The organism is Rhizobium sp. R339 (genome assembly GCF_002211395.1).
Classification (GTDB): Bacteria; Pseudomonadota; Alphaproteobacteria; order Rhizobiales; family Rhizobiaceae; genus Rhizobium.
Map to the genome: position 1 here is coordinate 226,349 of NZ_LOKV01000002.1, position 13,389 is coordinate 239,737.

The 13,389-nt window shown below is 60.9% G+C and carries 13 protein-coding genes; 11 read left to right on the top strand and 2 right to left on the bottom strand.

Annotated elements, in window-relative coordinates:
* The first annotated feature begins 107 nt into the window (after positions 1–107).
* The 5 genes from ATY76_RS06620 (at position 108) to repC (ending at position 5,808) form a co-directional block, all read left to right on the top strand.
* Positions 108–1,193 carry an ROK family protein gene (locus ATY76_RS06620; protein ID WP_088673981.1) on the top strand — a complete coding sequence of 362 codons (1,086 nt, stop codon included), beginning with the start codon at positions 108–110 and terminating at the stop codon, positions 1,191–1,193.
* Between the two features lie 451 nt (positions 1,194–1,644).
* On the top strand, positions 1,645–1,821 hold the full coding sequence (locus tag ATY76_RS33625; protein ID WP_190233607.1) for a hypothetical protein: 177 nt from the start codon (positions 1,645–1,647) through the stop codon (positions 1,819–1,821).
* A 279-nt stretch (positions 1,822–2,100) separates the two neighbouring features.
* Positions 2,101–3,318: a plasmid partitioning protein RepA gene (repA, locus tag ATY76_RS06630; protein WP_088673982.1), complete on the top strand. Its 1,218-nt coding sequence runs from the start codon at positions 2,101–2,103 to the stop codon at positions 3,316–3,318.
* Positions 3,315–4,304 carry a plasmid partitioning protein RepB gene (gene repB, locus ATY76_RS06635; protein ID WP_088673983.1) on the top strand — a complete coding sequence of 330 codons (990 nt, stop codon included), beginning with the start codon at positions 3,315–3,317 and terminating at the stop codon, positions 4,302–4,304. Before repA ends, repB begins: the two co-directional genes overlap by 4 nt.
* Before the next feature lie 199 nt (positions 4,305–4,503).
* Positions 4,504–5,808: a plasmid replication protein RepC gene (gene repC, locus ATY76_RS06640; protein ID WP_088673984.1), complete on the top strand. Its 1,305-nt coding sequence runs from the start codon at positions 4,504–4,506 to the stop codon at positions 5,806–5,808.
* Between the two features lie 78 nt (positions 5,809–5,886).
* On the opposite strand, the gene ATY76_RS06645 is transcribed toward repC, so the two are convergent.
* Positions 5,887–6,210: a type II toxin-antitoxin system RelE/ParE family toxin gene (locus ATY76_RS06645; RefSeq protein WP_088673985.1), complete on the bottom strand. Its 324-nt coding sequence runs from the start codon at positions 6,208–6,210 to the stop codon at positions 5,887–5,889.
* On the bottom strand, positions 6,210–6,491 hold the full coding sequence (locus ATY76_RS06650) for a type II toxin-antitoxin system Phd/YefM family antitoxin (protein WP_088674002.1): 282 nt from the start codon (positions 6,489–6,491) through the stop codon (positions 6,210–6,212). Before ATY76_RS06650 ends, ATY76_RS06645 begins: the two co-directional genes overlap by 1 nt.
* Before the next feature lie 220 nt (positions 6,492–6,711).
* On the opposite strand from ATY76_RS06650, the gene ATY76_RS06655 reads away from it, so the two are divergent.
* The 6 genes from ATY76_RS06655 to ATY76_RS06680 all read left to right on the top strand — a co-directional run.
* Positions 6,712–7,704: an LLM class flavin-dependent oxidoreductase gene (locus tag ATY76_RS06655; RefSeq protein WP_088673986.1), complete on the top strand. Its 993-nt coding sequence runs from the start codon at positions 6,712–6,714 to the stop codon at positions 7,702–7,704.
* Positions 7,705–7,727: 23 nt separating this feature from the next.
* Positions 7,728–9,077: an LLM class flavin-dependent oxidoreductase gene (locus tag ATY76_RS06660; RefSeq protein WP_088673987.1), complete on the top strand. Its 1,350-nt coding sequence runs from the start codon at positions 7,728–7,730 to the stop codon at positions 9,075–9,077.
* Positions 9,078–9,095: 18 nt separating this feature from the next.
* Positions 9,096–10,295, top strand: a complete 1,200-nt coding sequence (locus tag ATY76_RS06665; protein WP_088673988.1) for a M20 aminoacylase family protein — start codon at positions 9,096–9,098, stop codon at positions 10,293–10,295.
* Positions 10,292–10,855, top strand: coding sequence for a GNAT family N-acetyltransferase (locus ATY76_RS06670; protein WP_088673989.1), 564 nt, complete (start codon positions 10,292–10,294; stop codon positions 10,853–10,855). The genes ATY76_RS06665 and ATY76_RS06670 overlap by 4 nt, the downstream gene beginning before the upstream one ends.
* Positions 10,856–10,891: 36 nt before the next feature.
* On the top strand, positions 10,892–12,667 hold the full coding sequence (locus ATY76_RS34435; protein WP_088673990.1) for an amino acid ABC transporter permease/ATP-binding protein: 1,776 nt from the start codon (positions 10,892–10,894) through the stop codon (positions 12,665–12,667).
* 91 nt (positions 12,668–12,758) lie between these two features.
* A partial coding sequence (locus ATY76_RS06680; protein WP_088673991.1) for a transporter substrate-binding domain-containing protein occupies positions 12,759–13,389 on the top strand: 631 nt, incomplete at its 3' end.

The following is a 13,389-nucleotide window of genomic DNA, read 5'->3' on the forward strand; positions in this document are numbered from 1 at the left end:
GCTGTCCGACGAGGGCAAGATGACGAGCCGGTCCCCGGAACATCCGGAGCAACTCCGCGTTTTGTCAGGCCGCCCGCTCATGCACTCGCGCAGCAAAAGGTAGTTTGATGGCCAAAGGCAGTTCCAAGCATCATGACGAAATCAACGCGCCTTTGGCGCACGGCGCATCGGTGCTGCCGCTGGTGACCATCGACGACTACAACAATGAACTGCGTGACAAGAACGGTTTCGTCGGCGACAACGCCAATAAGAAGACCTTCCAGCAGAAGCTGGACGATTGGCGAAAACGCGTCCGCAAGTTCGGAGACGACCCGATCGGTAAGGTTGCGACGGAGAAGCTTTCCAAGAAAAAGATCGAGGCCCTGCTGAAGGGCGATGATATGGAAGCCGCCGCGCTGGTCATGGGCGCGGTGGAGGACTTCTCGCAGGACTTTGCGAAAGTGATCGCAAAGTTTCTCAAGGACGAGCGCTGGTCGAAGACGGAGCGGATCGTGGTGGGTGGCGGCTTCCGGCAAAGCCGCTTCGGAGAGCTCGCAATCGCCAGGACCATGGTTCTTCTCAAAGCGGACGGCATCAATATCGAAGTCGTGCCGATCGCCCATCATCCCGACGAGGCGGGACTGATCGGCTCCGTTCACCTGATGCCGCCCTGGATGTTCAAAGGTTATGAGGCGATTCTCGCCGTCGATATCGGCGGCACGAACGTCCGCGCTGGAGTCGTCGAGTTCGGAAAGGAAAAATCGCCGGATTTTGCCGATGCGCGCGTCTGGGACTCGGCGATCTGGCGCCACGCCGACGATGAGCCGAGCCGCAGCGCCACGATAGAGAAGCTGGCGACCATGTTGCGGAACCTGATCGAGAAAGCCGAAAAGGCCAATCTGAAACCTGCTCCCATCATCGGGATCGCCTGCCCCGGCATCATCAAAGCCGACGGTTCGATCGAACGCGGCGGACAGAACCTGCCCGGCGGGAATTGGGAAAGCGATAGCTTCAACCTTCCTCTGGCGCTGATGAAGGCCATTCCCGAAATCGGCGATCACAGCACCTTTGTGATGATGCACAACGATGCCGTGGTGCAGGGGCTGTCGCAGATCCCTCTCATGAAGGACGTTTCGAGATGGGCGGTGCTGACCATCGGCACGGGTTTGGGCAACGCCCATTTCACCAATCGCGAGGGAATGAAGGCGCGATAGCGACCTCTACCCCCGTCGTGCATGCCGACTTCTGCCTCAGTGCTCGCAATCCGTTGCCCGACGACAGGATCTGAGCTCGCACAGGCGTATGGTAAATAGTCGGTAAACAAAGAGGAATTCGGCAGACGGAAGCGAAGGCCTTAATAAGTTCCGCTAGACGCGAGGAGATCTTTGCGAGGCCTGCCCGATCGCTCGGGCTGAAAAGCGACGAATGCCCGTCTCTCTATGCATCCGATCATATCCGCAAGCACTTGATTCGCATAGGATGAGCGTCTGCAATCTTGCCGAAGTGATGTCCCTCCCCCTGCTCCGCTCAATCGATGGTGCACCCCTCCCCTTGCTGCTTGCGTGGGAAAAGATGGTGATAACGTCGAGGGACAGTTCTCGCCAGCTTCAAATTGCGCTTATCTCTGCGTCATTACGCAGGTCATGCGCAGACGAAAGATGGATCATGAACTTCAAGGGAATAAGCGCTCCTCTCAATGCCGGCCGTCTCGAGCAGATGCTCGGCCTTGCCCCGTCACGCCGTGATCCTGAAACGCACGATGCGAGCGACAAGTCCTCCGGCAGCGAGCCCGTCCGTGGATTGGAGGGCGAAAGCCTGTACCGCCCGTCTGCTTATAAGTGAGATAAGGTCGCCTGCCCGGGCCGTTATGAGCGGCGGCAAGCTGAGTCGCCGATGTCATCAACATATCGAAATCACGCTTCCATAGATTAAGGATGACCTGGACGGTGCGGCTAGAGCTGTCGTTGTCAGCTGACAACCTCGCTAAGATTCCGGAATTCCACGCTATTTTCCCATCGAATCCGTCCCGTTATCTGTTTGCTAACCAAGAAATCGCTTGACGGAATCGCCAGACTCACGATCATTTGCGCAAAATTACCCGATTTATCAGGATTTGCGTGAATGCCGAACAAGGCCGCGATTGTTGAGAAAGCCAAGAGGGCGAGTCAGGTCTCGATCGACGAGACGATTGCGCAGGACTCGACAATGCTCAGCAGCCAGTTGCAGGTGCTGTTCGAGCGGCTGTTCTCGCCTGATGCGCGCAAATCGCTGCGGCGGTTCAGCAGCACTGAGGCGGCGAAGCTACTCGGCGTGACCGACAGCTATGTTCGCCACCTCGCTGCCCAGGTGGAAACCATCAACCCCGAGAAGACGCCGGCCGGGCGCCGGGTGTTCTCGCTCGAGGAAATCCATGCGATGCGCCAGCATCTCGGGCGCACCAAACCTTCCTATCTGCCGATGCGCCGGCCGGGTGACCATCTCCAGGTCATCGCCGTCACCAATTTCAAAGGCGGCTCCGGCAAGACGACGACGTCCATCCATCTGGCGCAGTTCCTGGCGCTTCGCGGCTACCGCGTGCTCGCTGTCGATCTCGACCCGCAGGCATCGATGTCGGCGATGCTCGGATATCAGCCGGAATTCGACGTCGGCGAAAACGAGACGCTCTATGGCGCCATCAAATATGACGAGACGCGCCGCGACGTGGGCGACATCGTCCGCCAGACCTATTTCCCCGGTCTCGATCTCATCCCCGGCAATCTCGAACTGCACGAGTTCGAACACGATACCCCAAAGGCGCTGGCCGACACCAACCGCGACGACAAAGACATGTTCTTCATGCGGGTCGGCAATGCGCTGCATTCGCTCGAGCAGAGCTACGACGTCGTCATCATCGATTGCCCCCCTACCCTCGGCTTCTTGACGCTGTCTGCTCTCTGCGCCGCCACAGCCGTTCTTATTACCGTTCATCCCCAGATGCTCGACGTGGCATCGATGAACCAGTTCCTGACGATGACCTCCGACCTTCTGGCGGTCGTCAAGCAGGCCGGCGGCAATCTTGAATATGACTGGATGCGCTATCTGATCACTCGTTACGAGTCCAATGACGGTCCGCAGGCGCAGATCGTTGCCTTCCTGCGCAGCCTGTTCGGCGAGCGCGTGCTGACGTCCATGATGGTCAAATCGACGGCGGTCTCGGATGCGGGCCTGTCCAAGCAGACGATCTACGAGGCGGGGCGTGAGACGATGCATCGCCAGACTTATGACCGCGGGGTGGAATCCGTCGACAGCGTCAATGCCGAGGTCGAGCAACTCATTCGCAATGCATGGAGCAGGACATGAGCCCGAAAGGTCGCGACATCCTGAAGAGCATGGTTGGTTCGGTCGAGCCGGCGCGACCGGATGCGCCGAGCGCGCCGCCGCCGCATCGGCCGTCCGGCGCGGTCAAGGCGATGAACCTGTCGCTCGGGCGGCTGGGAGAGGAAGCAGCGGCCGCCAAGGCATTGCGCGAATCCCTCGCCTCCGGAGACAAGGTGCTGGAGATCGATCCGGCTGCGGTCGAAATGTCCTTCATCCGTGACCGTATCCCCGTCGATCAGGATCCTGAATTCGAGCGGTTGAAGCAATCGATTAAGGACAGCGGACAGCAGGTTCCGATCCTGGTCCGGCCGGACCCTGTAAAGGCCGGCCATTATCAGGCGGCCTATGGCCATCGGCGCCTGCGCGCGGCCGCAGAACTCGGCGTTCCGGTTAAGGCCGTGGTGCGCAAGCTGACGGATGAGGAATTGATCCTTGCTCAGGGTCAGGAGAACGGCCCTCGCGTCGACTTGAGCTTCATCGAACGGGCGTTGTTTGCGCGCCGCATGGATGAACATGGCTTCAACCGTGACATGATTGCCAGGGCATTGGCGACGGATAAGCCGGAAACCTCGAGGCTGCTGCAGGTCGCGCAGACGATCGATCCGGAGATTATTCTGGCCATCGGACCGGCCCCCAAGGTCGGCCGCCCACGCTGGCTGGCCTTCGCCGAAAAATTCAGAGAAACAGGCGGGCCGAAGAAAGCGCAGGCGGCGATCCGCGCCGCCGGTTTCGAGGCGCTGGAAACCAACGGCCGTTTCGATGTCGTCTGGAAAGCGCTGGAGGAGAAGAGCCCGCCGCAGCGCGACGAGCAGACCCTTCGCACGTCAGCGGGTGCGCCGCTTGCTTCGGTGTCTCGCGCCGGCAAAACCTTTCGCATCACCGCCAAATCGGCGGCGTTTTCGGAATTCCTGGCTCAGCGGCTGGCAGGTCTCGCCGTTGAGTTCGAAGAGGAAAATGATAGGAAATGAGGCAGTTAGACGAATTGTCAGCTGACAATTCGAACAGGAGATAACCCGCAAAAGAAAAAAGCCCCCGAACGTCACCGTCACGGAAGCTTTCCTCGTAGTCTTGAACACCTCCGAGAATCGCACTTCCGAGAATCGCTGTCAAGAGTTTTTGGCGCCGTTTTGGTGAGCGGATTTCTTTTGCCTTGATGAGGTGGAAGAGATGGAAACCGGAAGTATAACGACGCCGTTCGGGCGGCGGTCGATGACGCTTGGCATGCTCGCAAGCCAGGTTGCCGCAGGCGAGATCAAGCCCGATCAATCCGTCGACAAGTGGAAATTGTTTCGTACGCTGTGCGAAGCAAAACCGTTGCTCGGCATCACCGATCGCGCGCTTGCCGTGCTCAATGCGCTCCTCAGCTTTTATCCGAAGAACGAGCTGGCGCAGGACAATGGCTTGATCGTCTTCCCGTCGAATGTCCAGCTCTCGCTGAGGACCCATGGCATGGCCGAACAAACCGTTCGCCGGCACCTCGCAGCGCTCGTCGATGCGGGTCTTCTGGTGCGCAAGGACAGTCCCAATGGCAAGCGTTACGTCCGCAGGGACAGGGCAGGGGAGATCGACGAGGCCTTCGGCTTCTCGCTGGCGCCGCTGCTTGCCCGCGCCGAGGAGATTGAGCAACTGGCGGCCGCGGTGATGGCTGAGCGGCTGCACGTTCAGCGTTTGCGCGAACGCGTCACGCTTTGCCGCCGCGACATCGCAAAGCTAATCGAAGCGGCGGTCGAGGAAGACGTTCAAGACGACTGGCAGGCCGTCTACCAGCTGTTCCGCGACCTGGTCGAGGGTTTGCCGCGGTCGCCAACGACTGCACAACTCGAGCAGCTGCTGGATGAATTGACGGCGCTGAGGGCGGATATCCTTAACCGGTTGGAAGTTCGCGTTAAAACAACAAAAGAACGCGGCAATGCCTATTATAACGAGCGTCACATACAGAATTCAAACCCCGACTCCATCTCTGAACTTGAACCAAGCTTCGAATCGAAGCAGGGCGCGAGGCCGGAGCAAGAGAACGGGCGAGGGGGCGTGACGATAGACGAGAAAAGGCAGGAGGCAGCTGATCAGCCCAGACAGGAGGAGCGGCAAAGGGGACGGTCGGGCGGCCGTGATGATGCCGGCGGATTGAAATCCTTCCCGCTTGGTCTGGTTCTGCAGGCCTGCCCCGAGATCCTCGCCTACGGGCCGGATGGCGTGATCCGAAACTGGCGCGACCTGATGACGGCGGCCGTCACAGTTCGATCGATGCTGGGCGTCAGCCCGTCCGCCTATGAGGAGGCGGCAAGTGTGATGGGCGCGGAAAATGCCGCGACCGTGATGGCGTGCATCCTGGAGCGCGGGGGCCACATCAATTCCGCCGGCGGCTATCTTCGCGACCTGACGCGGCGAAGCGAAAAGGGAGAATTCGCGATCGGCCCGATGTTGATGGCGCTCTTGCGGGCAAATGCGCCGGCCGGCCGAAAGGCGGGATAAGTTTTCGGCGCTCGTCCGGGTCATCCATGCTCGGATGAGCGCCGGCGACGATGCCGAAGGAGATGGGAATGCCGAATGTTAGCGGATCAGCCTTCGTTCCAGGAAGGCCTGCATGTCGCGACGGCCGTCGGCCACGCAGTAGACGATGACGTCGGTGCCGATGATACGGTAGATCATGCGCCAGGGCTTATGGTGCAGTTCGCGGTATTCGGAGATACCGATGCTGGCCAGTTCCTTTGGAATATTTCCGCGGGCCGGGAATTTTTCGAGATCGGCGCAGGCGCTTTCGATTTCCGTCAGGATGCGCTCTGCCATCTCGGCGCCGTCGCGGGCGGCAATGAAACGATAGAGATCCTCGACGTCGCGTTCCGCGTCCTCGGCAAGAAGAACACGATAACGCATCAGGACTGGTCGTCGGCCAGACGTTTGCGGATGCGCGCGAAGGATTCCGATACAGGACGCAGCTTGCCTTCCTCGACCTGTCGATTGGTGAGCGCCAGCACCTTCAGCAGTGCCAGGGTTTCCTGCGTTTCTTCATATTGGCCGACATCCTGAAGGATCGCCTTGGCCTCGCCGTGAAGGGTAATGACGACGGGTTGCGGATTGTCCTTCAGCGTCCGGATGATCTCGGGCGCATGCGCCTTGAGATAGCTGATCGGCTTGACCTGTTCTGACAGCTTCATGCGGCTACTCTCCATTTTGACCAGAATATAGATCATTAAATGGTCGATTGAAAGATCCATGCGCATGCGCGCCCGCATTCCCGGCATCTGAATTTCCGTCGCAGCTGCGGCTGCTTTTTTCCTCTCAATGTCCGCGAAAGAGAATGTCATTTCTTATAATGATGTTTGTCTACTGATTTTATAGATTAAATATTACAACCACTGAGCGGATCGTGGCGCCATGACATACCTCCTCAGCCTTCTCGACAAAAGCCCGATCGAACAGGGTCTCTCCGCCGCCGACGCGTTGCGGGCGACGGTAAAGATTGCCGCCCGGGCCGAGGAGCTCGGTTATCACCGTTTCTGGGTCGCCGAACATCACAACATGTCCAACCTGGCGAGTTCCGCGCCGGAGGCGCTGATCGCCTATCTTCTCGCCAAGACTTCGAGGATCCGGGTCGGCTCCGGCGGCGTGATGCTGCAGCACTACAGCGCCTACAAGGTTGCCGAGACCTTCAATCTCCTGGCATCGCTTGCGCCTGGCCGCGTCGACCTCGGTGTCGGCAAGGCGCCGGGCGGCTTTCCGCTGTCGACGCGCGCCTTGCAGCTTGCCGTCGATCCGGTGAGGAAGCCGGATTTTGCGAGCCAGCTTTCCGATCTCAACACCTATCTCGCGGCCGATCCCAGTTACGACGGTGCCCAGGCGATCCCTTTCCCGCCGACGGCTCCGGAGCGTTTCTTGCTCGGCGCCAGCGTGGAGAGCGCCGAACTCGCGGCCGAGAAGGGGTGGGAGCTCGTGTTCGCCGGCCATCTGAATGGCGATCCCGAAAATCTGAGCAAGACCTTCGAAGCCTATGAACGGGCCTCGGGCGGCAAGCGTCCCATCCTGGCACTCGCGGCCTTCGCTGCCGAAAGCGAGGAATATGCCCGCGAGCGTGTCGGTAAGCTTCGGATCGTTAAAGTGTTCCTGCCGAACGGTCAGACCGTCAATGTCGGCAGCGAAGAGCAAGCAGCCGAATTCGCCCGGCAGGCCGGCGTCAGCGATTACCGCATCGAGGAGAGGGTGCCGAGCGTGCTGCACGGCACGGCAAAGCAGATCCGCAAGGAACTGGACGAGCTCCACCGCCGCCACGGCGTCAAGGAATTCGTGCTGGACACGCCGGCGCTTTCAACCGCCGACCGCCTTGCCTCCATCGAGCTGCTCGCCGCCGAGCGCCTTTCCCTCGTCGCCTGACCTTTCCAAGGAGGATCGATCCCATGGCTCAGAAACACGTCACATTCGGCATCATGCTGCAAGGTCCTGGCGGCCATATGAATGCCTGGAAACATCCGAGCGGCCCAGCCGATGCCAGCGTCAATTTCGACTTCTTCGTCAATACGGCACGCAAAGCGGAGGAGGCGGGCATCGCTTTCGCCTTCGTCGCCGACGGGCTTTATATCAACGAGCAGTCGATCCCGCATTTCCTCAACCGGTTCGAGCCGATCGCCATTCTCTCGGCGCTGGCGGCTTCCACCTCGAAGATCGGCCTCGTCGGCACGGTCTCGACTTCCTATAGCGACCCCTTCACCGTTGCCCGCCAGTTTGCCACGATCGATCTCATCAGCGGCGGCAGGGCAGGGTGGAATGCAGTGACCTCGCCGCTCGAGGGTTCGGGGCGAAATTACAGCCGTGAACATCCTGAGCACGAGCTGCGCTACGAGATCGCCGAGGATTATATCGACGCGATCAAGGGTCTCTGGGATTCCTGGGACGACGACGCTTTCGTGCGCAATCGCGAGACCGGCGTCTTTGTCGACAAGGCGAAGATGCATCGTCTCAACCATAAGGGCCGGTTCTTCCGCATCGAAGGACCGCTCAACATCGGCCGATCGAAGCAAGGTCAGCCCGTCGTCTTCCAGGCGGGGGCTTCCGATTCCGGCATCAGGCTTGCCGGCAAGCATGCCGATGCCGTCTTCACCAATGGCGGACCGTTCGAAGAGGCTCAAGGCTTCTATCGGCAGCTCAAGGACAGTGTCATCGCTCAGGGACGCGCCGCGGCGGAGGTCGGCATCTATCCCGGCATCGGCCCGATCGTCGGAAAGACGTCGGAGGAGGCGGAAGCCAAGTATCAGGCGATCCGCAATCTCGTCACGATCGAGGAGGCGCTCCTCTATCTCGGCCGCTTCTTCGATCACCATGATTTCAGCGTCTACCCGCTCGATGAGGCTTTCCCCGACATTGGCGATATCGGCAGGAACAATTTCCGCGCCACCACCGACCGCATCAAGAGGACGGCGCGTGAGAAGGGGCTGACGCTGCGCCAGGTCGCACTCGATTCCGCGACGCCGCGCACTGCCTTCATCGGCACGGCAGAGCATATCGCCGACGAGATCATCCGCTGGGTGGATCATGGCGCCGCCGACGGCTTCATTCTCGGCTTCCCCGTCATCGCCGAAGGCTTCGACGACTTCGCCGAGCACGTCCTGCCGATCCTGACCGCGCGCGGCTATTTCGATCCGGTCCTGAGGGGCGAGACGCTGCGCGATCATCTGGGCCTGCCCTTCCGGGAAAGCCGGTATGCGGCCGGCGCCGATCAGGTTGAGCAGGGAAGGGCTGTCGGCGCCTGAGGCGCCGAGCGAACCGCTATGGACACCATCGCTCTGAACACGCGCAGCAACGATCCGATCGAGAAGGGCATCGCCGCCTATCTCGATGAAATCATCGCGCTTCGCCGCGACCTGCACCAATATCCCGAGCTGGCCTTTCAGGAGCTCAGGACCAGCAAGCTGGTGGCGTCCCGCCTTTCCTCCTGGGGCTATGAGGTGGCGACGGGCATTGCCGGCACCGGCATCGTCGCCACCCTCAGACGCGGCGAGGGCGGGAAGAGGATCGGTATCCGGGCGGACATGGACGCGCTGCCGATCGAGGAGGCGACCGACCTTGCCTATGCCAGCAGCAATCCCGGCGTCATGCATGCCTGCGGCCATGACGGGCATACCGCGATCCTACTTGCCGCCGCCCGCTATCTCGCCGAAAGCGGCAATTTCAGCGGCACGCTCAGGCTGATCTTCCAGCCCGCTGAGGAAATCGGCGCCGGCGCGCGCAAGATGATCTCGGAAGGACTGTTCGAACGTTTCCCAGTCGATGCGGTCTTCGGACTGCATAACTGGCCGGGGGTGCCGGCGGGCCAGTTCGGCTTCGTCACCGGTCCGGCCATGGCTTCGGTCGACCAGGCGGTCATCAGGATCATCGGCAAGGGCGGCCACGGCGCTGAGCCGCACCGCGCCGTCGATCCGGTGCTGGCTTCGGCTTCCTTCATCACCGCATTGCAGAGCGTCGTCTCCCGCAATGTCGATCCGCAGGATATGGCGGTCGCCACCGTCGGCTCGATCCATGCCGGCTCCGCCTCGAATGTCATACCCGAGAGCGTGGAGATGAAACTCACCATGCGGGCCTTCAGCGAAGAAGTTCGCCGGCTGCTGCAGGAGCGCATTCCAGCGCTCGCCCGCGCCCAGGCCGAAAGCTTCGGCGCCGAGGCGGACGTGAACTACCGGCTCGGTTTTCCGGCGCTGGTCAACCACGCCAAGGAAACGGCGTTTGCCCGTGACGTCGCCTATGACGCGCTTGGTCTCGCCGCGATCGAGAAGGATTTCCGTCCGAGAACCGCAAGCGAGGATTTCGCCTTCATGCTGCAGGCCAATCCCGGCAGCTACCTCTTCGTGGGCAACGGCGACAGCGCGCCTCTCCACAGCGCCCATTACGATTTCAACGATGCGATCATCGCGCCGGCCGCCCGCTACTGGGTCCGGCTCGCGGAAACATTCCTCACTGAAGACAATGGGTGACGAACGATATGAGCGACACGTTTCTCTATACGACCCCTCTCGATCCCCGCGCCAAGCCGTTGATCGATGAACTGATCCACGAATATGACAGCCGCTACGGCACCTATTTCAATGCCGAAGGCGCGGCGGCCGAATTGAACCGCTATCCGCCCGAAGCTTTCGCGCCGCCTCACGGCAATTTCCTCCTGCTGATCCGCAATGGCGAAACCATCGGCGGCGGTGCCTTCAAGCATTACGACGATCGCACGGCCGAGTTCAAACGCATCTGGACACGCGTGGATCTGCGCCGCCAGGGCCTTGCCCGCAAGCTGCTGGTGGAGCTGGAAGCTCAGGCGGCCCGTCAAGGTTATACGAGGATCTATCTGACAACCGGTTTCCGCCAGCCCGAGGCCGTCGGTCTCTATCTGAACTACGGCTACAGCGCTCTCTTCGACACGTCAGCCGATCCCGAGATCTACAAGAGCCTGCCCTTCGAGAAGGACATCACCCATCTCGTTCCGCCGGTCTTCGGAACCGAGGCGGCCGAACCGCGCCTGCGCGTGGCCGGCGCAAATCTCTGAAAGCGACACGACGATAATCATAAAAGGGAAGCAAGAATGGCACTGACGACGGATTTCGCGGGCATCGAGCCCGGCAGCAGGACGGCAGAACCGAGGCAGGACTATTCCCGTTACCGCATCGTGCCGGCGCGCCATCCCGAGCGGCTGGCAGGCACGATATTCGCGGCCGTCGTCATCGTCGCCGTGCTCTATTCCACCTTCACCAATCCGCGCTGGGGTTGGAACGTCTTTGCCGAATGGTTCTTCGCCGAGCCGGTGCTCGTCGGCCTCGGCCGGACACTGCTGCTGACCGCGCTTGCCGCCATATCGGGTTCCATCCTCGGAACAGCCCTGGCGCTCGCCCGCGTCTCCAAGTCGCCGCTGCTATCGGGCCTTTCCTGGGGCTATATCTGGCTGCTGCGCTCGATCCCGATGATCGTGCTGCTCCTGATATTGAACAATCTCGGCTATCTCTATGAAACGATCAGGATCGGCGTCCCGTTCACCGACACGGTCTTGTTCGATTATCCCACCGTGCAGTTGCTGACGCCCTTCGCCGCTGCCTATCTCGGCCTCACGCTCAACCAATCGGCCTTCTTCGCCGAGATCGTCCGCGGCGGCATTCTGTCGGTGGATCATGGGCAGTTGGAGGCCGCCGCCGCACTCGGTCTGCCGCGCCGCCGCCAGGCGTTTCGCATCGTGCTGCCGCAGGCCATGCGCTCCATCCTGCCGACCGGTTTCAACGAGCTCATCGGATTGGCGAAAAGCACGTCCGTCGTCTATGTGCTGGCGCTGCCGGAGCTCTTCTACACCGTCCAGGTGATCTACCGCCGCAATCTCGAGGTCATTCCGCTGCTGATGGTCGCGACCGTCTGGTATCTGATCATCATGACCGTGCTGTCGGTCGCCCAGCACTATATCGAGCGCTACTTCTCCAGGGGCGCCGTGCGCAATCCGGCACCGCTGCCTTTCCAGGCCTTTTTCGAACGCTTCCGCCGTCCGCTGCCGGTTCTGGATAGAGCGGCCGATAAAGGGCGCAATCTTGGTTTCCATGATGCGGGAGCTCTCCGGGCAGGCGGTGCGGTGCGCATCCACGGCATCTCGAAAAGCTTCGGTTCGCTGAAGGTGCTCGACGATGTCGAGCTCAACCTGCCAGCCGGCAGCGTGACCGCCATTCTCGGCCCCTCCGGCTCGGGTAAGTCGACGCTGCTGCGGTCGATCAATCATCTGGAGCGCGTCGACGACGGCTTCATCTCCATTGATGGCGATTTCGTCGGCTATAGCAGGAATGGCGACACGCTCTATGAGCTCAAGGAGAAGGATATCCTCAAACGCCGCGCCGATATCGGCATGGTCTTCCAGAGCTTCAATCTCTTCCCGCATCTGACCGTGCTCGAAAACCTCATCGAGGCGCCGATCGAGGTCCGTGGTCTCGGCCGCGAGGAGGCCGTGCAGTTGGCGCAGGAACTGCTGGCACGCGTCGGTCTCAGCGACAAGATCAATGCCTATCCGCGCCAGCTTTCCGGCGGCCAGCAGCAGCGCGTCGCAATCGCCCGCGCGCTGGCGCTCCGCCCCAAGGTGCTGCTCTTCGACGAGCCGACTTCCGCACTCGATCCGGAACTCGTCGGCGAGGTGCTCGACGTCATCAAGGAGCTCGCCCGCACTGGCACGACCCTCGTCATCGTCACCCATGAAATCGGTTTTGCCCGCGAAGTCGCCGACACCGTCGTCTTCATGGAAAGCGGACGCATTCTGGAGGCCGGTCCGCCGGCCCGGATTTTCACGCAACCGGAGCATCCTCGAACGCGCGAATTCCTCGCCAAGGTTCTCTAGCGCAGACAGCGCTGGTGAAATGCCGGGCCGCGACGGGCTGCTCCGGCCGAATGACAACAACCACAACCTTAAGACGAAATGGAGAAGGGGCATGGCATTTACAGATAGGGTAAGGCTTCTGATAGCAGGAGCCGTCGCCATTGGCGCGATCGGTTTCGGTTCCGCTGATGCGCAGCAGAAGTTCGATCTCAGCCCCGAACAGCCGAACCGGCTGCGGGTGGAAAAGAACGAGAAGCGCATCGCCGAGATCAAGGACTTCAAGTTCGTCGAAAACGGCGTCTTCACCGTCGGCATCAGCTCGAGCGGTAATCTGCCGCTGCACGATTATGCCTCCGACTCCAAGACGGTCATCGGCTACGACGTCGATCTGGCGCAGGCGATCGCCGACAGCCTGGGCCTGAAGCTCAACCTCGTTTCCGTCGCCTGGGCCGATTGGCCGCTGGGGCTCACCTCGGGCAAGTTCGATGCAGTGATCTCCAACGTCACGGTGACGGAAGAGCGCAAGGAAAAGTTCGATTTCTCCACCTACCGCAAAGATGAGCTCGGCTTCTACGTCAGGGCCGACAACCCGATCACCTCGATCAAGGATCCGAAGGATATTGCCGGCCTGAAGGTCATCACCGATGCCGGCACCAACCAGGAGAAGATCCTGCTGGAGTGGGACCGGCAGAATGTCGCGGCCGGTCTGAAGCCGATCGAGGTGCAGTATTACGACGACGACG